Source organism: Acidobacterium sp. FHG110202_01, assembly GCF_059115305.1.
The window spans coordinates 28,129-50,950 of sequence record NZ_JBZYWJ010000010.1 but is presented as its reverse complement, the minus strand read 5'-3'; the positions used below and the strand labels follow the sequence as shown (position 1 = coordinate 50,950).

Here is a 22,822-nt window from a genome sequence, read left to right as displayed (position 1 = left end):
GCCCCAGGTTCGCGTATCGGGGTCCCCGGCGCGCGCGGTGTTCGCGCGTTGGGGTGAGTAGCTAACCTGGGGTAGTTTCTCATTCAGACAAAAGAATGAGTACAAAAGCACAATCTAAGCCAGCTCTTTCGGAGCAGCCCGCAGAGCAATCTCCACCGTCTGACTGCCGAATCTCGGATGCTTCGCCGTGAGCCGCGCCGTTCCAACCTCTTCCTTTGCGCGAACCCACACCGCGCCCGTGCCGCCAAACAGCGCAAACGGATTATCCCCGATCAGCTCCGCAGGCCCCTCCAGAGTGAACGCAATCGCATCATTCGCATAAGGACGAATCGCATCAAACTCATCCGTCACCCGCATCACCACCCGCGTCACGTCCGCGCCATCGGCCATCAACTCGGTATCATCTGCATGGATCGAAAATTTTTGATCCGCTCCCTGGCCTGAATAGGTCTTCGAAATTACCTGCTTGCCTTTGAGATATCCATCAATGCGCAGATCACCCCACTTCTCCTTGTATTTCCTCAGATCGATGCTGAATGGCGCGTACTTCAGATGGTTGAACTGCTCGTGGTCCGGATCAGCCTCTGCAAACAGCGCCCACTCTCCTTTGCTCTTCACGTAGAGCTTCAGATGGTCGCAGTTCGAACAGATCATCGCCACCGTAAAGCCCACAGCCTCATCGCTGCGCGCCCAGTGAAACGCCGGCTCCAGCACAATCTCTTCTTCCGGATCGCACTGCGATTTATAAAATCCTGCCGCCGGCTTCGGCTCACGAAAGATGTCCGTCACCCCGTGATAGCAGATGCGGTCGCCCGCGCCAAAATCAAAGTGCGTGTTGTAATCAAACGCGCACCAGCCAATGCCGCCCGCATATTGCGGATTCGACGCCAACTGGTCATGGATGCGCGCGTGGCGAATCGTATGCTCGCGGTGCCGCACATTGTCATCCACCGTCTTCACCGGATACGTATGCCCCACAAACTCCGTGTTCAGATAGCGCGGATGGTTCGGCGGCTTCAGCGGCCATCCAAAATCATTCACCGTAAACACATCTTCCAGAAACTCCGATCCCTGAAAGTTACGGATACCGCCTGTCTGCCGCGTCTGGTCCAGCTTGTGCGCCATCGCGTTTGTGCGCACATAGAAATCATGGTTATCGTGCGACTCGTTGATGCGCACCCCCCACAGCACAATCGAAGGATGGTTCCAGTCGCGCCGGATCATGCGGCTCACATTGTCGACTGCAATATCCTGCCACGCCAGGTCGCCGATATGCTGCCATCCCGGAATTTCCTCGAGCACCAGCAGCCCATATTCATCGCACGCATCCAGAAAATGCCGCGACTGCGGATAATGCGAAGTCCTCACAATGTTGCAATGCAGCTGCTTGCGCAGAATGTAGGCATCGCGCCGCTGCGCGCGTCCCGCCATCGCCTGCCCCACAAAGGGAAATGTCTGGTGCCGGTCAAGCCCGCGCAGTTTGATGACCTTGCCATTCAGCTCAAAGCCATGATCGGTAAACTCCGCATGCCGGAAACCCATGCGGCGCGACTCTTCATCTATCACATGCCCGCCGCGCAGCAGCTGTACGCGTACGGTATAAAGCTTCGGACTCGCCAAATTCCAAAGCTCAATACCGCTCAATTTCCCAAATGTAACTGTATGAGGCACAGATTCCGCCGCCGCGGCTGAAGACGCAACCTTCTGCGATGCCTTGGCAACTGTTCTGTCGCCGTCCAGCAGAACAGCCTCAAGCGTCAGCGTCTCCCGCGAAGCCTCCAGATGCTCGACAAAGCACTGCACATCGAGCGAAGGGCTTCCGCTCAGCACATCCTTCGGCTGCGCAAAAATATTTTCAAGAAACGTAGAAGGCACAACCCGCAGCGCCACCTCGCGATAGAGGCCGCCAAAGGTCAGATAATCGATCTGGTATCCAAATGGAGGAATGTCCGCCCGCTCCGTCGAGTCCACATCCACCGCCAGCACATTCTCGCCATCGAAATTAAGGTGCGGCGTCAAATCGAAAGAGAAAGGCGTATAGCCGCCCTTGTACTCACCCAGCCGCGTCCCGTTGATCCAGACCGTTGACGCCGTCATCACGCCTTCGAAATCCACAAACACATGCTTGCCCTTCGCCTCCGCCGGCAGGCGAAACTTCCTGCGGTACAGCGAAACAAACTCATATTCCTTGTCATCGAAGCCATGCCACGGCAGGCGGATATTCGTATGCGGCACCACCGCACGCTCAAAGCCAGAATCATCAAAGCCCGCGTCATGCCCGCCTTCCACAAATTTCGGACTGTAACGCCACCCGCGATTGATCGGCAGCACCAGCCGCCCCTGCCCGCCTGAATCTCCATCCGCCTCACGGCCCTCAGCAAACACTCGCCCACCCATCGCGGCCCCGGCCAGCAACGCGCCGCCGGTCTTCATAAAGTCACGCCGATCCATACTGCCTCTCACAAAATGAAATCGCTTTCAATTTTTAGGGACGTACAAAACGATAAATGATTCGCCACAACTCGTGAAGCAAAGAAGGTTGGCTTATTGTCTGGTAGAGGTCAATTTTCTGAGTTGCCAAAGACATAGCTCAATCAATGCATAGGTTTGTCAGCACCAAATAGCAAATAACTTGCCAGAAGCCGGACTAGCAGATGATCATGAAACCCAAACCGCACCTGGAGCGATCCATGCAAGAGGAACAAATACGTGAAGCCCTGAATAAACACTGGCTCGCGTCGGCAGCCGGCGATGCAAACGCGGAACACGATATTTACGATGACGACGCCATCTGTGATTATCCTCAGTCTGGTGAGCGAATCCTCGGGCGAAGCAATTTGCAGGCCTTGCGGAGTCATCATCCCGGCAAACCGTCAGGCTTCAACGTCAAGCGAATTCTCGGAAATGGTGATCTCTGGATCACGGAATACACCATCATTTACCAGGGGCGCCCCGCATACACATTGAGCATTATGGAGTTCCGCAACGGTAAGGTCGTACACGAGACACAATATTTCGCAGATCCCTTCGATGCGCCAGCCTGGCGGAGCCAATGGGTTCAGAGGATGGCGTAACGCCACATTCAATGCAACCGACTTTCAAGACATTCCTTCCCCTCCGCGCCCTCGCGGTCTGCGCTTTACAGAGCACTCTGGTAGCGAGCCTCCTGGCGCAGGCGCACAGTCCCGCCACTCCACCACCAACCGGAGTCAAAACCCGCATCTGCAAAGACCGCACCATCCCGCAGCTCATCGATGTCACGCAGAAATCAGGCATCCGCTTCAAACACCTCTCCGCGCCGGAAAAGAAGTACATCGTCGAATCCATGAGCGGCGGCGTCCTTGTCATCGACTACGATCGCGACGGCTGGCCCGATCTCTACTTCACCAACGCGCCCACCGTCGACATGGCCCTCAAAGGTGAAAAGGCCCGCGGCGCGCTCTACCACAACAACCACGACGGCACTTTCACTGACGTCACCGATAAGGCCGGCATCGCCACTCCCGGCTTCGCCATGGGCGGAGCCGTAGGCGACTACAACAACGACGGCTGGCCCGACCTCTACATCACCTGCCTCGGCGGCAACATCCTCTATAAGAACAACGGCGACGGCACCTTCACCGATGTGACGAAACAGGCAGGCGTAGCTGACGGCCGCTGGTCCGCAGGCGCTGCATTCGGAGACTACGACGGCGATGGATTTGTAGACCTCATGGTTACAAATTACGTCGACTTCAAGCTCACCGACCTGCCCGGCTTCGGCAAAGCGCCCACCTGCAAATACCGCGGCATCGACGTGCAATGCGGCCCGCGCGGACTCCGCGGCGCAGGCGATGCCCTCTTTCACAACAACGGCAACGGCACCTTCACCGATGTCTCGAAAGCCGCAGGCGTCGACGACTCCAACGGCTACTTCGGACTCGGCGTCGTCTGGTCAGACTTCAACAACACCGGCCGCCCCGACCTCTACATCGCCGACGACTCCACCCCCAACTTCCTCTACAAAAACGAAGGCAACGGCAAGTTCACTGAGATCGGCCTCGAGTCCGGAACCGCCGTCAGCGCCGACGGCTCCGAGCAAGGCTCCATGGGCGTTGCCATCGGCGACTACAACCACACCGGACGCTTCTCCATCTACGTCACCAACTTCGTCGATGAAAACAACGCGCTCTATCGCAACAACGGCAAATATGACTTCAGCGAAGTCTCCTACGACTCCGGCGTAGGCCTTCCGACGCTTCCTTATGTCAAGTGGGGCAATGCCTTCGTCGACATCGACAACGACGGCTGGCTCGACCTCATCGCCGTCAACGGACAGGTCTATCCCCAGGTCGACTCCCTTCCCTCAGGCGCGCGCTATCGCCAGCCCAAGAACCTCTTTATGAACGAGCGCGATGGGACCTTCTGCGACGCAGGCCAGCAGGCCGGCCCCGCGCTCGAAGAGCCGCGCGTGAGCCGCGGCCTCGCCGTCGCCGACTTCGACAACGACGGCAACCTCGACATCGTCGTCTCCGACATCGACGGCCAGCCCATGCTCCTGCACAACCAGGGCATCCCCGGAACGCACTGGATCAGCTTCGAGCTCGCCGGAACCAGAAGCAACCGCCTTGCCCTCGGCGCGCGCGTCACCATCACCGCCGGCGGCATCACGCAGACCGATGAAGTCCGCAGTGGCGGCAGCTATCTCTCCCAAAGCGATCTGCGCCTGCACTTCGGCCTTGGTAAAGCCGCAAAAATCGACTCAGTAGAAATCCGATGGCCCTCCGGCTCTGTAGAAAAGCTCGCCAACCTCGACGCCGATCGCTTCTACTCCGTCCTCGAAGGATCAGGCCTCGTAGCCCCTGAAAAAATCAGGCCCTTACATAAAAAGTAATTTTCATATATGAATTCCACGATTTGACAAAGCGTCTTCATCCCTCCATCGCCGTCCCGCCTCCAAACGATTTCTCTAGAGATGCCGCACCTTTGCAGCCCTCGGCAGAAAACATGTCGGTTCCCACTTCAGGCCCCATCTACCCAATACCTGTCATAGAGCGGTATAACTCGGCGTCCACGCCGAATCAGGAAATGCAACAACACATGTTGATGAAATAAAACGATTAAATGCAATAAATACATAGCCATATGCCGTCATGCCGTCTCCCGCGGGATAACTACTCTGGCCCCTCGCACGCTTCCCCGCTTGACAACTGAATCCCCAAAGTCGCCTAATGTTGAACGCGGTTGTTGTGGTCACAAATACTCCACTCAAACCGTTTACTAAACAGGTTTCTGAAGACTGGAAAGATTTTTCACAAGTAATTTTAAGTATGTTTTAGACAAGTGGAGCATCAGGAAAATCCAGTCCATAAGTCTATACAGGTAAACAAACTTAAGCGGACAGCCCCCAACCAGAGGCGCCCCGCTTTTTGCACCAGCATTAGGAGGCAAATTCAATGAGGCGAGCTCTCGTCTGTCTTGCCGCAGCATTTCTGCTGTGGCATTCGGCATTTGCTCAGAAAATCACCGGTTCCATCACCGGCACAGTTTCTGACACCAGCGGCGCAGCCGTTCCCGGCGCTACCGTCACCGTCACCAACACTGCAACCAACAAGGTATACACCGTCACCACCGACTCGCAGGGCGGCTACACCATCCCTGAACTGCCCGAGTCCACTTATCAGGTTGACGTCAAGGCGCCCAACTTCAAGGAATTCGTCACCAAGGGGGCTGTCGTTCACGTCGCCACCACCACCACGGTCGACGCGCAGCTCCAGCTCGGCAGCGTAAGCGAATCCGTCACCGTGGAGGCCAATGCCATTCAGGTGCAGACTGACAGCGCCTCGCTCGCCCAGGTCGTCGACGGCACGCAGGTCAAGGAGCTGCCCCTCAACGGCCGCAACTTCGTCGAGCTCACACAGCTCCAGCCCGGCGTCTCTGCCGCCAACGGATTCACCAACACCGGCAAGGGCCTCAACGGCGGCGTCGACATGTCGATCAACGGCAACCCTACCACCAACAATCTGTTCCTGGTGGATGGCGTCAACAACAACGACGTCGGCTCCAACCGCACCATCCTGATCTATCCGTCCGATGAAGCCATCGCCGAATTCAAGATGCTGCTCAACAGCTATGGCCCTGAATATGGACAGGCCTCCGGCGGCATCATCAGCATCGTCACCCGCAGCGGCAGCAATGCCTTCCACGGCAGCGCCTTCTACAGCGGACGCAACGACGCGCTCGACTCCTACGATTACTTCACCGCTCCCACCGCGGGCACCGGACTTCCGCTCGACGGCAAGGCAAAGGATCGTCGCAACGACTGGGGTTACTCCATCGGCGGCCCCATCAAGAAAGACAAGCTCTTCTTCTTCTGGAGCGAGGAGTGGAACCACTGGATCAAGGGCCGCCAGGTCAGCTCCTGCGTACCTACCGCAGCAGAGCGCGCCGGAGATTTCTCGACCCTCGGCTGTAACACCTCCGGCCTTCCCGATTTCAGCAATGTGCCCGCATCGCAGCTCGCCGGTCCGCACACTCTGAACTCGGTGGATCCGGCCACGGCCACCATGCTGCAGATGCTTCCGCTGCCTACCACTGCGAATGGCGCTCTCAACTCCAACGGCCAGAACTGGTCAGAGTCTCTGCCCACTGGTCTCTTCTGGCGCCAGGAAAACGCCCGCATCGACTACGACCTCAACAGCAGGAACCACATCATGGGCCGCTACACGCAGGACACCTGGTCGAACCCGGCCTTCAACGCCGGCTACTGGGGCGATACTGTATTTCCTGCTCTGAACAGCAGCTGGGCGCAGCCATCCAAGTCCATCACCGCGCACTGGACCTCCACCATCTCCTCTTCGCTGGTGAATGACGCCGCCTTCAACTACTCCAACAACCGCATCAACGTCACCGCCGGCGGCACAAACCCCGGCCTGTTGTCCCAGGTTTCTTCCGCTGTTCCCACGCTCTACTCTGAGTCCCTCAAGCATGCCTCGCAGGGTGTCCCGCAGGTGAACTTCGGTTCTTACGGCGGCACAATGACGATGCAGGCCCCCTGGCAGAACGAGCTCGACATCTTCAGCGGCCGCGATGATCTCACCTGGATCAAGGGTCAGCACACTCTGAAGTTCGGCGCCTTCCTCGGCTTCAACGGCAAGAATGAAGACGTGAACAGCGCCAGCAGTGAACGCCCGGCTACAGGTAGTGTTGCTACTGCCAACGGCGGCATCGACACAACAGATACACTCGCCAACCTCGAGCTGACCGGTAACGTCTTCAATCTCAGCGAGACATCCACCAACATCCGCGCCCAGCTCCGCTGGCGTGATTACGAGTTCTACGCCGGCGATACCTGGAAGCTGACGCCGCGCTTAACTCTGAACTACGGCGTGCGTTACTCCCTGCTGTTCTATCCTTACCAGCCCAACGACCAGATCAGCAGCTTCCAGCCCTTCCTCTATGACCCGGGCAAGCCATCCTCCGATGCCTGCAACGGTCTATGGGTAGCGCCCGGCCAGGATCCCTGCGGCGCTGCCAACAAGCAGTTCGGCACCACCTTCAGCAGCGGCACTCCGGGCCCCAATCGCTCCCTGGTCAACAATGGCTATCACAACGTCGCCCCGCGCGTCGGCATCATCTTCGATCCCTACGGCACCGGCAAAACCGTCTTCCGCATCGGAGCAGGCCAGTTCTATCAGCGTGAGCGCGTCTCCGAGTACACGCTGGTATCCAATGCTCCTTTCGCTTTGACGACAAGCGCCTACCCGCGCACACTCGATGGCGCTACGCCTTCGAGCATTTCGGGCACAGCAAGCCCCACCGGCGGCAAAGACCCGAGCTCCGTTATCCCCAACTCCTGGCAGTGGAACCTCACCGTCGAACAGGCGATTGCCCGCAACACCACTTTCCAGATCGGCTATGTTGGCAACCGCGGCATCCACCTCACCAGTGTGTATGACGTGAACAGCATCGCTCCGCAGAACTGGCTGGCGGCAACCTTCGCCAACAGTGGCAAGGACACTAACCTCCTGCGGCCTTACGCTGCGGGTGGTAACAATGGCACGCTCACCTACTGGGCGCATGGCGGCAACTCCAACTACAACGGATTGCAGGTCGTGGTGAAGAGTCGCATCAGCGATGCCCTGCAGATTGGCGGAGCCTACACCTGGTCGCATGCTCTGGCCGACGTCCAGATCGACGACTCCAGCGGCGGCATCGGCTCCCAGGCCCGGACTTACTACGGAAATCCGCGCCTTGACTACGGCACATCAGACGTCAACCGTCCCAACATGTTCGTAGCCAACGTAACTTACTTCCTGCCGAAACTGCAGGGAGCCAACATGCTCGAACGCGGCGTGCTCGGCGGATGGGAAGCCACCGGAATCGTCACCGCGCAGAACGGCAACAACTTCACCATCCTCCAGGGAGCGCACGAGGCAAACCTGGCCAACATTCCGGGAACGAACCAGCCCTACACCAGCCAGCTCAATCAAAATGGCCAGTTGGCCATGATCGGCCTGAATGGCGGGAGCAACAATCTGCGTCCGCTGCTCACCGGCCAGAGCCCCGTCTCCGGGCGCCACGGCAACACCATCATCAATCCTGGCGCATTCACGCTGATCGGCTATCAGCTCGGCACCATTCCCGGCAACATGGAGCCGCGCGGTTTCGTCGGTGGCCCCAACTACAACAACACTGACTTTTCTGCACGCAAGAACTGGCCGGCATTCCACGAGCGGTTGAACATCAAGTTCCAGATGGACTTCTTCAACCTCTTCAACCACCCCAACTTCAACCCGGCCTCGCTTGGACAGGGTTCGCCGATCTCAGCCATCAACTGCGGACCGGCAGTAGGAACCGACCCCGGCACGGGCCACTCGCTCTACAACCCGTGCAGCATGACCAACAACGTCGTGTCGGCCCAGGATCTCCAGCCGGGGTTCGGCACATCCTCTGCCCTGCTGGGCAGCGCCAACTCGCGCACCATCCAGTACGGCCTCCACTTCGACTTCTAACCGCTCTGAAGCTGAGAAGCACCACACGGCAGGTTCCGGCATTCCCGGCACCTGCCGTTTTTCTTGCACTACGCTGCAACAGCTGGTCCGAACCAGGTGGTCATAGCGTTGGCAAGTCCCTGCTGAGTCGAATCCCCCACCCAGGCCACGTATCCATCGGGCCGAACCAATACTGCGGCTGGAGCAGTGACCACCCCAAGCGCCGGAAGCTCCCACGGGCCAACATACTCGGCATTGACCAGCTGAACGCGATCCGCCCATGGAGTGATGTCGAAGGCGCCGGGCTCACCGAAGTTGAGGAGCACTGGCCAAGCAGCATGGAGCAGGCTGAAGACCCGCAGCGGGCCGTTTTCGGTGACCAGGTCGAGATCGGGCATGCGGCGTCCAAGCAGCGGATGCCCCTCACCCAGGTCGTAATGAATATCCAGGCCGGACATCATCGCGGCGAATCGTCGGCGCGGCTCGTCCATGCCGAGGAGCTCGGCAATCGTGTCGCGCAGTGCCTTCGTCCGTTCGTCTTCGCGGCGAAGAACAATCGACGCCATCGTGTTGCGCAACACACGGGCGCCGATCGGGTGGCGCTCGGCATGGTAGGTGTCGAGGAGGCTTTCCGGCGACACGCCTTTGACCACCTGCGCCAGCTTCCATCCCAGGTTCACCGCATCCTGCACACCGGTCTGGAGTCCCTGGCCACCATCGGGGGGATGTATGTGCGCGGCATCGCCCGCAATCAGCACTCGTCCCTTGCGGTAGGAAGCCGCCTGCCGCGTAGCATCGGTGAACCGGGAAATCGAGGTGGGAGAGTGGATCCCGTAATCAGTCCCGTAGACAGTGATGAGCGCAGCGCTGAGATCGCTGAGGGTGGGTTCGGTGGTCTGCCCGACGTGCGCTTCGGTCACGAGGACGCCGATCGGTCCATGATCCGCGTAGACGATCTCGCCGTTGCGTATCTGGTATTCCACCGGAGCCAGGGCATGGGTGCCGAGGGCGTCGCGGCGGATGCCCCATTCCGGCGGCTTCCCGGCAAGCTCGGCCTCGGCGATCAGGTTGCTGGTAGTGGGATCCGATCCTGGGAACGCGATGCCGGTGGCCTTGCGGACCAGGCTGCGTCCGCCGTCGCAGCCGACGAGATATTGCGCCCGCAGCGAGCAGTCGTCGCTCAGTTCGACATCCACGCCGGTTTCATCCTGGGCGAAACCCGTCACTTCCATGCCGCGATAGATCGGCACCTTGAGTTCGTCGATCCAGCCGGCTAGGATCCGCTCGATGTGCTTCTGCCGCAGCCCGAGACTGTAATTGTGCCGGGTAGGAAAGTCGCTGACGTCCAGCCGGACTCCGGCAAACGCAGCGGCCTGCACCTTCTGCCCTTCGGCGAGGAACCGGTCGGCAATGCCGCGTTGATCGAAAACCTCGAGGGTGCGCGGGTGGAGGCCGCCCGCGCGTGAGCCGACCAGGTCCTGGCTGGTGCGTCGCTCGACAATGGCAACATCAACACCTGCCAACGCCAGCTCAGCCGCCAGCACCATACCTGTCGGCCCTCCTCCTGCAATCGCTACTGCATGCTTCATCATCGTGTATCTCGTCTCCTGAGTTTTTTGCTTCAGCAGACGATGATGAGACACGAACCGGGTCTTGCCGCAAGCCCCCGTGCGCGGTATATCCTGAAAATGGGGAGATGAAAATATTCCCTCTTTCGCTCATTCAGATTGTCATCCTGAGCGGAGCAACGCGGACCGGGGGTCCCCGGACTGCGAGCTGTTCGCAGGCTGGGGTGGGGGAGTCGAAGGCCCCCACGAGCAGAAAAATCCTGCCCTGAGTAAATCAAAGAGCTTGTGGGAAGTCGGCCAAAGGCCGACGGGATGCAGATCAAGGCAACGCAGACAATGGAAGCCAATACCCTGCGAACTCGTCATCCTGAATGAAATGAAGGATCCATACAGAGCATCGAGAGCCACAGCGCCCGGCCGCTTTCAGCCACGAACTGACATCCCCAAATCCCCTGTGCCTTGAAAGAAGATAACCCAAAAAGATTATCCGCTAAATATAAGAAAACACTGGAGTAGTGCACAAGCAATAGAAGAATCAACAACATATCAGGGGGTCACCCCCTCGTAAATCACTGAAAACAAACAACCCCTGTATAAACAGGGGGAGGGGATACCCCTCCTATTCCGCCCGCAGCGCCACCATCGGATCCACCTGAGCCGCCCTCCATGCCGGAGCCAGGGCAGCAGCCGCAGCCGTCAACAGGAGCAGCCCTGCCGCCACCCCAAGACTCAGGGGATCCACCGCCCGCACGCCCACCAGCATATTGGCGATCAGCCGTGTCAGCACCAGGCTCGACACCAGCCCCAGGGAGATCCCCCACCCCGCCAGCTTCGCCGCATGCCACAGGATCATCCGCAGAACAGACTGCCGCTCCGCGCCGAAAGCCATCCGCACGCCGATCTCAAACCGGCGCTGCGCCACCGAATAAGCCATCGTACCGTACACGCCAAGCATGGCCAGCAGGAGCCCCACCCCGGCAAAGGAGGACAGTAGGGCTGAACGGAAGCGCTCGGCGGCAATCGATTCGCCCACCATCGTGTCCATGGTAGTGAACTTCAGGGCGATCTGCGAGTTGGTCTGCATCATCACCGACTGCACCGCGTTCATCAGCGTCAGCGGAGCCACCTTCGTGCGCAGCACAAAAAACGTCTCCGCTGCAAAGTACGGATGCTGCGCCATCGGCATGTAGAGCGTAGCGCCGGGAGTCGATGCCGGCGAATCCTGACGCACGTCGCCCACCACGCCGATGACCATCATCCCATCCCGAAAGCTCTCCGGATCCAGCCCGCACAGAACCCGCTTGCCAATCGGGTTCTCGTTCCCAAAGCTCCGCCGCGCCACCGATTCGCTGATAATGACGACCCGCTGGCTGTCGTATGTGTCCTGTGCGCTGAAGTCGCGGCCCAGCTTCACCGGAATCCCCATCGTCTGGAAGTATCCGGGACTGGCCAGGCTGAAGTCCGCCTGGGCAGCCAGGGGCATGCCGCGCTTCACGCTGTAGCCGCCGTTCGAGCCCAGGCTGGCCGTCGGCAATCCGAAGATTTCCGCTGCATGCTCCACGCCCGGCAAGGCAGAGAGATTCGGAAGCAGCTCGTCATACTGCCGCAGAATCTTCTGCCCGTCTTCCTTCGTGTAGGACGCCGGAGCCGCCGCATCCACCGCCAGCAGCCGCGTCGTCTGGTAGCCAAGATCGCGCGTCGTCAGCGTCATCATGGTCCGCAGCAGCAGTCCGGCTCCAACGGCAAGAAGGAAAGTGGCCGCAATCTCGGCAATCACCAGCCCGTTGCGCAGCGCAGACGTCCCATGCCCGGTAATGCCGCGCGCGCTGTCTGCCTTCAGCGCCTCCGCCGGATCGACTTTCGCCGCCTTGCGCGCCGGAACAAGCGAAGACACCACCGTCGCCAGTAGAGAGAGACCCAGAGTGAACGCCAGCACCCACCCGTTCAGGTGAATCTCCGCCGCTCGTGGCAGATCAGCAGGAGCAATCGCCAGGAGCACCCGGACCAGCGGAGCAGCCAGCAATACTCCAAGCACGCCGCCGGCCACGGAAATCAGAAGACTCTCCGCCAGCATCAGCCAGCGCAGCTGCCAGCGAGAGGAGCCCAGGGCCGTGCGCACCGCCAGCTCGCGCTGCCGGTCAATCGAACGCGCCAGTATCAGATGGGTCACGTTGACGCAGGCAATCAGCAGAATGATGGCAACCGCCGCCAGCAGCAGCAGGAGCATCGGCCGCACCTTGCCCGTCAGCTGCTCCTGCAGCGGCACCACCGTCATTTCCTTGTTCTTGTTCGCGTCGGGATACGCCGCCGTCAGCCTCTGTGAAATCGCCGTCAGCTCCGCCCGCGCCGCATCCACAGAAACTCCGCTTCGCAGCTTGGCGACAGCCTTGTAGTTGTAGGCCGTCCGGTCTTCCGTCTCCGGCTTGAAGAGATAGCCGACCCACACCTGCGTCTTGGCAGGAAAATTGAAGGACGAAGGCAGAACTCCGGTAATCTGCAGCGGCTTGTTTTCCACGCTCACCGTCTGCCCCAGCGCCGCCTGCGCGCTGCCAAACTGCTCCCGGGCAAACTTCTCGCTCACCAGCGCCGCCCGTCCAAGCTCCGCATCGGTAAACAGCCTGCCCGTAACAGGCGCCAGCCCGAAGACGCGCCCGAAGTTCCCGTCCACCGCCGCATACGGAGTAAACACGGCATGGTCGCGCAGCTGCACTCCCTGGAGTCCCTCCTCATACAGGCTCACCGCCTCGAGGCTGTGCGCCTGCGCCCGCACATCGACAGCATCCGGCCCGGTCACCCGGGGATGAACGCGCCCTTCAGCCGTAAAGTGCGTATCGAGCGCCATAATGCGGCTGGCATCGGTATAAGGGAGAGGAGCCAGCAACACCGACTGCACCACAGTGAAGATGGCCGTGTTCGCCCCGATGCCCAGCGCCAGTGTCAGTACCGCTGTCAATGCAAATGCCGGATGCTTCCACAACTGCCGCGCCGCATAACGCAAATCCTGCAGAAAGGTCCCCATGGCCCGTAGTTCCTCCGTTGTCTTGGCAAGATAAAACACCTGGCAGAAAACTGCCATACTGAAAACATGGAAATTCGCTTTGCCGATGCTGCCGACCTGCCGGCTATTACGCAACTCATCAATCAGGCGTTCCAGGTCGAATTCTTTTTTAAGGCCGGAAATCGCATTACTCAGGAAGAAGTCGAGCACTACTTCAGGAAAGGCCGCTTCATGGTGCTCGAAGAGAACGGAGAAATTCAGGGGACGGTCTATGTAGAGCTGCGCGGCGACCGCGCCTATCTCGGGCTGTTGTCGATCAATCCCAAACGGCAGCGCTCCGGAATAGGAGCCCGCCTCACCACCGCCGCAGAAGAGTTCGCGCGCGAATCAGGCTGCCGCTTCATGGACCTGCGCATCGTAAACCTTCGAGAAGAACTGCCTGTGATCTACAGGAAATTCGGATACGAAGTGACAGGAACGGAAGACCTGAGCGTGGAAGCTACGCAGGTATTTACCCAGCCCGCGCACTTTATAACCATGTCAAAAGAATTAGGCCACCGCTGATGAATGGGCTTCAAGTTAATGAAGCATGTTTCAAAAATGTGTTTTAGAAGGGCACGGCTTTAGCCGTGCCGATAAGCACGCTTTGCAAGGGGGCTTTAGCCCCTGAGGTAAATTTCTTCGCTGGAAGAATATTTTTGAAACATGCTGTAGTCCTCAGTCCCCAGCTATCAGTAAAAAACATTGATCTGAGAACTGAGGACTGACTGTTACATCGAAGGCGGAGCAATCACGCCGCAGGCAATGCGCCCGCCGGCATTTCCGGTTGGATCGCTCATCATATCGTCGGCCTTCTCATGCACTACGATCGCAGTCCCGCCATTGGCAAAGACCGAATTCGACGCACTCGGATCGAGCGTCACATCAGGAGCAAGAAATGTCTTCTTTACCGTGCCGTCCGCGCCCACGGTTAGATTGAGCGGAAGGTCGCCATTGTGGTGGCCATCCGGGCTCTTGATGCCGTGTTTCTTGCCTGATGGATTGAAGTGCCCTCCAGCAGTCTTGAAATCCGGTGGATCGCATTTTGCTTCCTGATGGATATGAATTGCATGTTCGCCGGGAGGCAGGTTCTCGAGTGAAACCGCGATCTGAACGCCCGCTTTCCTCTGCGACAGCGTCGCCGTTCCCGCGTCTTTTCCATCCGCAGTTTTCAACGCAACCTTTACCTGCTTGGGGGCCTTGCCTTGCGCCAGCACAGGTGCGGCACAAAGTGCAGCCGCAGCTGTCAACAACACAAATTTCGATAAAGTTTTCATCATCGTCCTCGCAATGAAGGTAAGGATACTCCATTTGCCTTAAAAATTTGTGAGGACAAGCGTTATCTCGAATGCATCCGATCAAGATAGTCTTTAGGAGATGCTGTTGCGCAAAATCGTCCCTTCATCCATCCTGGTTTTTGCTGCTGCCATGGCTGCTTCCGCAGGACAGGCCGTCACTCATCACCCGGGAACGGTTGTCCCGCTCTGCTCGCACATCAGCCTCACTGCAAGCTATCTCGCACAGGCCGAGCCGGGAAAGGGGCCCGGATTTCAATTTGTAATCAAGAACGATACAAATAAGGACATCCACCTCGCCAGGCCTGTTCCAACTAGCGCGCATTGGTATGCGCATGTAGGACAGAAGTGGCTATGGCGCGCATCGAGCGGATCAGGCGGGAGCTTTGTCGACGCCAACAACGAGAGAGGCCCGGTGTTTGCCTACCAGCCGAAGGACCCTCCGCAGCATCCTGAATACCTGACAGTTGCGGCACACTCCTCGCAGGACTGGATAGAAAGTATCAGCGATCACCCATCCATTGCCTATCATCCCAGCTGCGCCATCTGCAACAATCCCGGCGAGCATGAGTACAGGGCAGTCTTTGCCTACGCATATCTCCCGCATCCTCAGGAACATGCAGAAGACCTTCTCCCCTGCGGCCTGCGTTCTGAGCCGGTAGTGATGCCGCCGCTTGCAACAGCTCCAAAAACTCAAAGTAAATAGATACAAAATTTTCTCGGGTAAAGGTCGTCTTCCCCTCGACATTCGCCGTCTATGTGCAATGGAAACACCTGTTCACAAGAACAGGCGCAACCCGGCATATCAGACGGTGTCTGAAGAAATGTTGGAGGAACTACCTACAATGCGAAAACTATTTTGTACCCTCGCTCTTACTGCCCTGCTCGGAGCCGGTGTCACTGCTCTTGCGCAGGATGCCTCTCAATCACAGGACGCCGCTGCTCCCCCGATGCATGGACCCAGGGGCCAGGGATTCAGCCCTGACAAGCAGCTCGAGCATATGACAAAAACCCTCAGCCTCACCTCAGACCAGCAGACGCAGATCAAGCCGCTGCTTGAAAACCAGCAGCAGCAGATGATGCAGCTGCATCAGGACCAGTCGCTTTCGCGCGAAGATCGGATGACGAAAGCCCAGAGCATCCATCAGGACACAACCACCAAGATCGAAGCGGTCCTGAATGATCAGCAAAAGCAGAAGTACGAAGCTGAGCAGCAGAAGATGCAGGAAAGAATGCAGGCCCGGCGTGGCGGCGGTGGCGCACAGCCCCAGCCGCAGTTGTAATTCGTAACTGACAGCATCACAAATTCAGGCCGCCTTGAGCGGCCTGAATTTATTGCTTCACGATAGCAGCTCCTGGCTGCTCTACAGCATCTGCGTGAAACTTTTTGTAGTCGTTGTCAGTGACGGCAATGTCACCGCGCCAGCCGATCACTCCAATAGCATGCGCCACGATATGGATCTGCGCAGCGGTCGGCAGCCATAGCTCGTTGTTCACGAGTTTCTGATCAAAGGCAAATGTGCTGCCCTTGCCGACAGAGAACAGACCAAACCCAAGATGGAAATTGTCGTCAAAGTGCGCAATCACGCGGCGCACCTGTTTGTCATTCTCATCCACCCACATCGTGCCTGAGATTTTCTTCGAGGCATCTTCCGACATGCCGTGCGTCTTGGCGTGAGGATCGCCCGCGAAATCGAAAGCAATCACACTGCGTCCATCCATCTGCTCGCGCCGCGGATTGCCGACTTTCATGATCTGGAGCAGCCGCGTAACCGAGACTTCATGCTTATCGGTAGCCTGGCCCGGCGGCGTTTTCATCGCCTTCTCGACATCTTTTTGAACGCTGTCCTGCTCTTTCTTCTGGTCATCGGCGCTCAGCTCTTTGCCGTTCTTCTTCACCTTGCGGCGAATCTCATGCGTGTTGACGAAGAACACCTCGTCTTCCTCGGTCTCGGTCTTCTTTACATTGCCGTTCTTGTCCAGCTCATGGATCACGGCCGTCTCGTGGAAGGTGTAGTTCTCGCGCACCTCATCAAGCTTGTGCTGGTGATCGACCACTTGTTTGATGAGCGTGAGGGTATCGGGCAGAGGCGCCGGCGCGGTCTGGGCAAGAACGGCCTCCGTCAGAAGACAGAAAAAGATCGACAGAAAACCCCGCATAAACAGCACCCTGCCTTTCTTCGGCATCTCAAGGTACGATTATTAGACCCACCCGAACAGGAAAGGGGTTCTGCTCAAGATTATGCTGCGTTTGCTCCTGAGATGGTTTCTGGATGCGCTGGCTCTGCTGATTGTGGCATGGCTGGTGCCCGGCTTCAAGGTTCTGAACCTGCCGTCAGCCCTCATCGCCGTCATCGTAATCGGCCTGCTCAATGTGACGCTGGGGCTGCTGCTGAAGGTTATTACCCTGCCGCTCAGCATCCTCACACTCGGCCTGTTTCTTCTGGTGATCAACGCTCTGATACTGAAGCTGGCAAGCGGGGTCGTACCGGGGTTTCAGGTAAACACCTTCGGAGCGGCGTTCATCGGCGCAGCCGTGCTGGCGGTGCTGCACATGCTCTTTGAAGCGCTGTCTAATTAGGTTTTTGCGGTTCAGCCGACTGCGGAACCGCCACGCCGGAAGGCTTGTGCGCATCCTTCGAAACAGTGGCCCGTCCGCCTGCTGCGTCGCGCTCGGAGCGTGCACGTGTATGTTCCGGAGCAGCAATGGGCTGCGGTGAGATATGCGTGCCGGAGGCTGCGCCCACTCCGCTCTCCGGAGCGGCCAGGTGAATTCCGGAAGCAGGCATCGCTCCCTCGAGCGCCTTCTGGCGTGAGTGCTGCACGCTTCCAATCACGATCATCACGCATCCCACTGCGGCCGCTGCCGTGGCAAAGGCAATGCGCTGGGCGAAGAAGAATCTTCGCAATCTGGCGGAGGGACTCTTTCGTATCTGCGCTGCTTCCTCATCGAGGCGCGCGCGGATACGCCCCTCCAAATCCGGGTTGGGCTGCGCCTGCGCAAAGCGGCGCAGGGCAGCGTCGATTTTCCTGTTCTGAATCCGGTTCATTGGCCGCTCCTTTCCCGGGCCATTATGGCCGCAAGCTCCTTGCGAGCGCGAAAAATGCGGGAGCGAATCGAGGACTCCGTGGTGGAGCAGATGCCGGCGATCTCCCCGGTGGACAACTCCTCCACCGCTGAGAGCAGCAGCGCATCGCGCTCTTTTCGCGGCAGCTTGTCCACCAGCGCCAGGATGCGGGCGCACTCCTCGGAAGAGATGACCACCTCATCGGTGCGGCGGTCGCCGGAAGGCAGCGTGCGCGTAAACGAATCGATGTCCTCGGCTTCCGGACGGGTCTTGGCGCGGCGCTTGCGGTCGAGCGCAAGGTTCCAGGTGATGCGCACCAGCCAGACACGCGCATCGCGAATCTCGCTCAGCTGTTCCTGGTGTTTCAGGACGCGCAGGAACGTCTCCTGCACAATGTCCTCTGCCTCGGCGGCATTCCGCGTAACCGAATACGCAACCCGGTACAGGGTCGTCGAGTATTCCTGAACAAGCGCGGTGATGATTTCTGTCACGTCTTCGTGCGGCTTCAAGACAGGTTGAGTGTAGAACCAGACAGCGGCTTGTGCTTCAACAGAACTCATGTCCCTATCCTGAATGACGGGAAACCTGGCTTTTACGCTCACGAAAAAAGCAGGGAATCCCCCTGAGAATGATATTTCACGGCTCTGCTATGCTTGCCGCAGTGTCATGCGACGCAAAGAGTGGTTTGAGCTGCACGATCACCGCCTCTATCCCGCCTTTCTGCGCAATCTGGTGACAGACGCTCTGGAGGCTATCTGGAGCTATACCAACAGCTATCGTGTGATTTTGCCCCGTCTGCAATCCGCTATGGAAGAAGCCGGGACTCATCGGATCGTAGACCTCTGCTCCGGCGGAGGCGGACCGTGGATTCGATTGCAGGAGCAGCTGGCACCCCTGGATGGATCTCCGGTCAGCATCTCGTTGACTGATAAATACCCAAATTACGATGCTCTTATGCGGGCATCTGCCGCGTCCGGAATCGAGTTTTATTCCACTCCGGTAGACGCACAACAGATTCCTGCAGACCTCAATGGCTTCCGTACAATCTTCTCGACCTTTCACCATTTCAATCCAGCACAGGCACGCGCGATCCTTGCCGACGCCGTGATGCGAAATCAGGGAATCGCAGTTTTCGAGGCAGCGAAACGCACCCCCGTTACGATATTCGCCATGCTGGCAGTGCCGGTACTGAACTGGTACGTCACCCCGCGCATGCGGCCATTTCGCTGGTCGCGAATCCTGTGGACCTATCTGCTGCCGGTTGTCCCTTTTACTTTACTCGTCGATGGAATCCTCTCGTGTCTGCGGGCGTATTCGCTTGAGGACCTGCAGGAACTGACGGATGGCCTGGGCAACGACGGATATCAATGGGAAATCGGCGAACAAGGAGGCGGAAGAATTGGAATCACCTACCTGATCGGCAGACCGCGAAGCTGTTTCCCGGCAAATGAAGAGGTCCTGGCCTCTACATCCTCGTCCAAATAAAAAAGACCCACGTAGTCGTGGGCCTTTTTCCCGGAGATAGACCTGAGCTATGGCTGAGGCTGCGCCTGGGCCGGGACCTGGGCAGCGCCTTGCAGCTTCTGCGTGGCAATCTGGCCGGCTGCTGTCGTCTTGTCCTGGTCCTTGATCTCGGCGTAGAGCTTCTTTGCCTCGTCCGGCTTGGTCTTTTCGTAGAGCGCGGCCAGCTGCAGCTTCGCCAGGCTGGCAGGAACAGTAGCCGAGGGCTTCGAAATCAGCTGCTGATAGAGCTCAACCGCCTGCGCATCGCGGCCCGTCTGGTGATAGACACCTGCGAGAGCCAGCTTGGCCAGAGCAGCAACATTGCTGTCGCTCGAATCGGCTGCCTTCTTCAAATCGTTCTCGCCGTTGGCAGCCTGACCCATATCGAGAGCCGTCATGCCGGCCAGATAGCGGGCATTTCCGCCCTGCGCAAGCCAGCCGTATTTGTCGGCAACCTGCTGAAACAGCGGATTGGCGGCCTTGGCGCGCTCGGCCGCCGAAGCATACGTTTTCACGCCGGGTTCTGCCGGCTGCCCCGGCTGGGCCAGCGGAGTGCTGTAAATATCCATGGCCTGCCCGAAGAGGCTGGCCGCGCTCTCAGAGCGGTTGTTGTAAGCAATCAATCCGGCAAAAAAGAGGCCAACAAGCACCACGACAACGATAGAAGTACGAATGACGGCAGAGCGATGCATGTCCAGCCAGGAGATGCTGGAAGCTGTCGCTTGAACGAAACTGTCCTGCTTAAGCGCGTGACGTGTCTGAGTATCCACTAGGTTCCTTCGAAAATCCTTCTTAAGGGCAGGAGAGCTGGCAGGCAATCTCAGAAATGGGCTGCCTGCTTAGGTATAAAAAGTCTAGCAGTCTGAAATTAGGGGGTCAAACCGCCGGAACATCGGCATTGGGTTAATTTGAATTTCCTGAAATGTAGTGAAGAGATTTCCTCTGCGGACCTCCGCATATATTCCGCGTCCGGAGCCTGCCCTGAACGTAGCCTCTGTGCTCTCCGTGAACTCTGTGGTGAAGTAGTTTCCTCTGCCAACCTCCGCGTCTCCTCCAGTGTCCTCTGCGGTGAGAGTTTCTCCTTGGCAGTTTGAAGAAGTCTATGCCTTTCTGAAAGAACCCGGATTGCTCCCGATGTGTTTTTACCGGCAGGTCCGGCGTGATTCTCATATTGCGCCGGTCGCTGGAATGGATGCTTTGTTCATGGATCCGCAATGGCGCGCAGCCTGACTTCGATCATTCAATCGCAAACAACGGAGCCGCCAGCATCTCCATCCGCATTCTCGCAAGGATCCCGGTCAGTTCATCCACCAGAGAAGAGATATTGGCATGGTGCAGCTTGTCATCGCCGGCAGTTTCTTTCAGTTCCGGACCCGGCACAGGCACATTGATGACTCCGGGCGGGGCCTGCAGCATCTCTTCGCGTTCCCCTTCGAGATATCCAGCCATCTCGGTCAGCGTCTGCGCGCAGGATCTCTCAAAAGCATCGAGAGCAGTCCTCATTTCCTCAGGCAGAGTCGCGGTTGTGCCGAAGGCGCGATACTGCACCAGAGCAAGATCCAGCAGATAAAAGGTGCGTAGCGCTGCCTGCCAGCGCCGGATGCGGTCGCGCGCAGCCATATGCTTGCTGCGTCGCGCGCCAATCTCAAACGGAACTGCATCTGCCTGCGCATTCACCGTGGCAAAGTTGCTGTAGATGCGGTCGCGTAGCCTGCGCACCGATGCAATAGCAGCTGCATCTTCCGGATGCAGTTTCATAATCGCGAGGTCGGCCATCAGCCGGAGATTCTTCGTAAAGGTTCCGACCATCTGTTCCACCGCCGTCTTCGGCTGCAAGCGGTCAAAGACCACCCACATCATGGCGATCCCCAGCAGCACGCCAAGCACACGGTCGCGGGCAATGGAGAGCGAGGTCTGGATGGTGAAGTCGTTCACATGAACCAGGTAGAAAGCCAGCGCGATCTGGAGTCCGCAATAAGAAAGACGAGAGCCTGCCGTCGCAACCCACGCGGCCACTAATGAGACAGGCACAAACAACAAAGTGAAGCCGGTGATGGAATCGATATAGGGCAGAACAAAAATCTGAGCGCCCATGCCGAAGACAAACCCGCCGATCACCGCTCCCGCGAAACGCAGCACCTGCTTCTGCCGCGAGGAGCCCACATTCGACAATGCCGTCAGCACGCAGGTGGTCACTGAAGTCGCCAGGCCGGGCCAGGCAAGCGAGACATAGAATATGTAGCAAAGCATGCCCGCCAGACAACCCGCCAGCGCATAATGCAGGTGCTCCGGATTCGTAAAAGCATCCCGCACCAGGAAGCCGGAAGTCTTTTCTTCCGGCACATGCGCGAAAGCGCGAAATGCCTCAAGAGAAGTAGAACCTTCAAATGCGCGCGGAATCAGCCCAATCATCTCTTCGAGTTCGCGCAACAGGGAGATGCTCGATTCCGTAGCGCCTTGTTTCATCACCGGCGGCTTGCTTCCGGTCTTCATGCACTCTCGAATCTTCGCAACCTCCTGCGCCATATTTGCTGCAAGCGCCCTGTCTTCCTCCGGCACAGTACGGTATGCATGAATCATTCCGGCGGCAAAATCGATCGAGCGCGCAACGAGCGATACCACAGCTGTCATCTGCGCACGATACAGCTGTGCATAGTTTGTGCGCGCCACCAGCCTGCGCAGCATGCTTGCCCCTGTCATCGCAAATCGCGTAAGGTTCTGCTCGGTCTTGCGTGAAACAGGAGCGCCGCTCGCATAGTCCTGAAGCATCATTTCAATTGCCTCAAGCCGCGTGTCCACGCCGGTAAGCAGTTCATCCTGCTTGTTGAATGCATGAAAAACGGCTTCGACCGCAAAGGTGACGGCAGCCCCAAGCGCCGGCGAAAGCACCTGCCACAGCGTGCGCTCTACATTCAGTTCAGCCGGACCAGGAAGATACCAGATCGCAATCGCGGAGGTTGCCATCAAGCCAAGCCCGCTGGCAATGCTGTAATTCGACAGCGTGCGGATCAGAAAGAAAATGAGGAAGATGCTGAATGCTTCCCACAGAAAATGCGTGAACGGAATCGATGCGAACATCGCCGCGCCAATGGGAATGAAAATGGTGCCCAGACCAAAGGCGATGATGACATTCAGCGCAGACTTCGCCGAGGAAACAAGGTTCTCGCGCGAGATGAGAAAAGCATAAAGCGGCCCGGTCGCTCCGTTGGGAATGCGGAACGTCATGATGAGGATCATGCTGATAGTAGCCGCAATCACCATGCGCGCTACGACCGCGCCGCGCCCGGGATAGGGCGCAAGTTCGCTGCGCAGGAAGTCGGCAAACCATGCCGTGAAGCTCCTGGTATCGGTGCGCGTAACGGTGGCAGCAGTGGCCATG

17 protein-coding genes are annotated in these 22,822 nt (G+C 58.3%); 8 read left to right on the top strand and 9 right to left on the bottom strand.

Going from position 1 to position 22,822, the window contains the following annotated elements:
• Nucleotides 1-114: 114 nt before the first annotated feature.
• Nucleotides 115-2,451, bottom strand: a complete 2,337-nt coding sequence (locus AC5S16_RS19785) for a glycoside hydrolase family 2 TIM barrel-domain containing protein (protein ID WP_493931841.1) — start codon at nucleotides 2,449-2,451, stop codon at nucleotides 115-117.
• A gap of 209 nt (nucleotides 2,452-2,660) precedes the next feature.
• On the opposite strand from AC5S16_RS19785, the gene AC5S16_RS19780 reads away from it, so the two are divergent.
• The 3 genes from AC5S16_RS19780 (at nucleotide 2,661) to AC5S16_RS19770 (ending at nucleotide 8,993) form a co-directional block, all read left to right on the top strand.
• The gene (locus AC5S16_RS19780) at nucleotides 2,661-3,074 is read left to right on the top strand and encodes a nuclear transport factor 2 family protein (RefSeq protein ID WP_493931840.1); all 414 of its coding nucleotides are present in this window, start codon (nucleotides 2,661-2,663) and stop codon (nucleotides 3,072-3,074) included.
• An 11-nt stretch (nucleotides 3,075-3,085) separates the two neighbouring features.
• Complete coding sequence (locus AC5S16_RS19775) at nucleotides 3,086-4,873, top strand: CRTAC1 family protein (protein ID WP_493931839.1); 1,788 nt, start codon at nucleotides 3,086-3,088, stop codon at nucleotides 4,871-4,873.
• Between the two features lie 562 nt (nucleotides 4,874-5,435).
• Nucleotides 5,436-8,993: a carboxypeptidase-like regulatory domain-containing protein gene (locus tag AC5S16_RS19770; protein ID WP_493931838.1), complete on the top strand. Its 3,558-nt coding sequence runs from the start codon at nucleotides 5,436-5,438 to the stop codon at nucleotides 8,991-8,993.
• A gap of 68 nt (nucleotides 8,994-9,061) precedes the next feature.
• Here AC5S16_RS19770 and AC5S16_RS19765 read toward each other — a convergent pair whose 3' ends face one another.
• Together AC5S16_RS19765 and AC5S16_RS19760 are read right to left on the bottom strand one after the other, a co-directional pair.
• Nucleotides 9,062-10,564, bottom strand: a complete 1,503-nt coding sequence (locus AC5S16_RS19765) for an FAD-dependent monooxygenase (protein WP_493931837.1) — start codon at nucleotides 10,562-10,564, stop codon at nucleotides 9,062-9,064.
• Between the two features lie 595 nt (nucleotides 10,565-11,159).
• The gene (locus tag AC5S16_RS19760) at nucleotides 11,160-13,559 is read right to left on the bottom strand and encodes an ABC transporter permease (RefSeq protein WP_493931836.1); all 2,400 of its coding nucleotides are present in this window, start codon (nucleotides 13,557-13,559) and stop codon (nucleotides 11,160-11,162) included.
• 66 nt (nucleotides 13,560-13,625) lie between these two features.
• Here AC5S16_RS19760 and AC5S16_RS19755 point away from each other — a divergent pair, with 66 nt between their 5' ends.
• Complete coding sequence (locus tag AC5S16_RS19755) at nucleotides 13,626-14,102, top strand: GNAT family N-acetyltransferase (protein ID WP_493931835.1); 477 nt, start codon at nucleotides 13,626-13,628, stop codon at nucleotides 14,100-14,102.
• Nucleotides 14,103-14,308: 206 nt separating this feature from the next.
• Here AC5S16_RS19755 and AC5S16_RS19750 read toward each other — a convergent pair whose 3' ends face one another.
• Nucleotides 14,309-14,857, bottom strand: coding sequence for a superoxide dismutase family protein (locus AC5S16_RS19750; RefSeq protein WP_493931834.1), 549 nt, complete (start codon nucleotides 14,855-14,857; stop codon nucleotides 14,309-14,311).
• A 103-nt stretch (nucleotides 14,858-14,960) separates the two neighbouring features.
• On the opposite strand from AC5S16_RS19750, the gene AC5S16_RS19745 reads away from it, so the two are divergent.
• Both AC5S16_RS19745 and AC5S16_RS19740 read left to right on the top strand, forming a co-directional pair.
• Nucleotides 14,961-15,578: a hypothetical protein gene (locus AC5S16_RS19745; protein WP_493931833.1), complete on the top strand. Its 618-nt coding sequence runs from the start codon at nucleotides 14,961-14,963 to the stop codon at nucleotides 15,576-15,578.
• A 139-nt stretch (nucleotides 15,579-15,717) separates the two neighbouring features.
• Nucleotides 15,718-16,155 carry a hypothetical protein gene (locus tag AC5S16_RS19740; RefSeq protein WP_493931832.1) on the top strand — a complete coding sequence of 146 codons (438 nt, stop codon included), beginning with the start codon at nucleotides 15,718-15,720 and terminating at the stop codon, nucleotides 16,153-16,155.
• A gap of 49 nt (nucleotides 16,156-16,204) precedes the next feature.
• Here AC5S16_RS19740 and AC5S16_RS19735 read toward each other — a convergent pair whose 3' ends face one another.
• The gene (locus tag AC5S16_RS19735; RefSeq protein WP_493931831.1) at nucleotides 16,205-17,032 is read right to left on the bottom strand and encodes a hypothetical protein; all 828 of its coding nucleotides are present in this window, start codon (nucleotides 17,030-17,032) and stop codon (nucleotides 16,205-16,207) included.
• Nucleotides 17,033-17,114: 82 nt separating this feature from the next.
• On the opposite strand from AC5S16_RS19735, the gene AC5S16_RS19730 reads away from it, so the two are divergent.
• Nucleotides 17,115-17,453 (top strand): phage holin family protein, encoded by a 339-nt coding sequence (locus tag AC5S16_RS19730; RefSeq protein WP_493931830.1) that lies wholly within the window; start codon nucleotides 17,115-17,117, stop codon nucleotides 17,451-17,453.
• On the opposite strand, the gene AC5S16_RS19725 is transcribed toward AC5S16_RS19730, so the two are convergent.
• Nucleotides 17,446-17,922 carry a hypothetical protein gene (locus tag AC5S16_RS19725; RefSeq protein WP_493931829.1) on the bottom strand — a complete coding sequence of 159 codons (477 nt, stop codon included), beginning with the start codon at nucleotides 17,920-17,922 and terminating at the stop codon, nucleotides 17,446-17,448. The two genes, AC5S16_RS19730 and AC5S16_RS19725, sit on opposite strands and share 8 nt — an antisense overlap.
• Nucleotides 17,919-18,500 (bottom strand): RNA polymerase sigma factor, encoded by a 582-nt coding sequence (locus AC5S16_RS19720; RefSeq protein ID WP_493931828.1) that lies wholly within the window; start codon nucleotides 18,498-18,500, stop codon nucleotides 17,919-17,921. The genes AC5S16_RS19725 and AC5S16_RS19720 overlap by 4 nt, the downstream gene beginning before the upstream one ends.
• A gap of 106 nt (nucleotides 18,501-18,606) precedes the next feature.
• On the opposite strand from AC5S16_RS19720, the gene AC5S16_RS19715 reads away from it, so the two are divergent.
• On the top strand, nucleotides 18,607-19,425 hold the full coding sequence (locus AC5S16_RS19715) for a hypothetical protein (protein WP_493931827.1): 819 nt from the start codon (nucleotides 18,607-18,609) through the stop codon (nucleotides 19,423-19,425).
• A gap of 47 nt (nucleotides 19,426-19,472) precedes the next feature.
• On the opposite strand, the gene AC5S16_RS19710 is transcribed toward AC5S16_RS19715, so the two are convergent.
• Entirely contained in the window at nucleotides 19,473-20,213 is a 741-nt protein-coding gene (locus AC5S16_RS19710; protein WP_493931826.1) for a tetratricopeptide repeat protein, read from the bottom strand.
• Between the two features lie 466 nt (nucleotides 20,214-20,679).
• Nucleotides 20,680-22,821: a hypothetical protein gene (locus AC5S16_RS19705; protein ID WP_493931825.1), complete on the bottom strand. Its 2,142-nt coding sequence runs from the start codon at nucleotides 22,819-22,821 to the stop codon at nucleotides 20,680-20,682.
• Nucleotide 22,822 lies beyond the last annotated feature (1 nt).

Excerpts from the sequence above, each read along its gene's own strand:
- AC5S16_RS19780 (WP_493931840.1), top strand. The coding sequence starts at position 2,661 with ATGAAACCCAAACCGCACCTGGAGCGATCCATGCAAGAGGAACAAATA.
- AC5S16_RS19735 (WP_493931831.1), bottom strand. The coding sequence starts at position 17,032 with ATGCGGGGTTTTCTGTCGATCTTTTTCTGTCTTCTGACGGAGGCCGTT.
- AC5S16_RS19760 (WP_493931836.1), bottom strand. The coding sequence starts at position 13,559 with ATGGGGACCTTTCTGCAGGATTTGCGTTATGCGGCGCGGCAGTTGTGG.
- AC5S16_RS19770 (WP_493931838.1), top strand. The coding sequence starts at position 5,436 with ATGAGGCGAGCTCTCGTCTGTCTTGCCGCAGCATTTCTGCTGTGGCAT.
- AC5S16_RS19740 (WP_493931832.1), top strand. The coding sequence starts at position 15,718 with ATGCGAAAACTATTTTGTACCCTCGCTCTTACTGCCCTGCTCGGAGCC.
- AC5S16_RS19730 (WP_493931830.1), top strand. The coding sequence starts at position 17,115 with ATGCTGCGTTTGCTCCTGAGATGGTTTCTGGATGCGCTGGCTCTGCTG.
- AC5S16_RS19775 (WP_493931839.1), top strand. The coding sequence starts at position 3,086 with ATGCAACCGACTTTCAAGACATTCCTTCCCCTCCGCGCCCTCGCGGTC.
- AC5S16_RS19705 (WP_493931825.1), bottom strand. The coding sequence starts at position 22,821 with ATGGCCACTGCTGCCACCGTTACGCGCACCGATACCAGGAGCTTCACG.
- AC5S16_RS19750 (WP_493931834.1), bottom strand. The coding sequence starts at position 14,857 with ATGATGAAAACTTTATCGAAATTTGTGTTGTTGACAGCTGCGGCTGCA.
- AC5S16_RS19715 (WP_493931827.1), top strand. The coding sequence starts at position 18,607 with ATGCGACGCAAAGAGTGGTTTGAGCTGCACGATCACCGCCTCTATCCC.
- AC5S16_RS19725 (WP_493931829.1), bottom strand. The coding sequence starts at position 17,922 with ATGAACCGGATTCAGAACAGGAAAATCGACGCTGCCCTGCGCCGCTTT.
- AC5S16_RS19755 (WP_493931835.1), top strand. The coding sequence starts at position 13,626 with ATGGAAATTCGCTTTGCCGATGCTGCCGACCTGCCGGCTATTACGCAA.
- AC5S16_RS19720 (WP_493931828.1), bottom strand. The coding sequence starts at position 18,500 with ATGAGTTCTGTTGAAGCACAAGCCGCTGTCTGGTTCTACACTCAACCT.
- AC5S16_RS19785 (WP_493931841.1), bottom strand. The coding sequence starts at position 2,451 with ATGGATCGGCGTGACTTTATGAAGACCGGCGGCGCGTTGCTGGCCGGG.
- AC5S16_RS19765 (WP_493931837.1), bottom strand. The coding sequence starts at position 10,564 with ATGATGAAGCATGCAGTAGCGATTGCAGGAGGAGGGCCGACAGGTATG.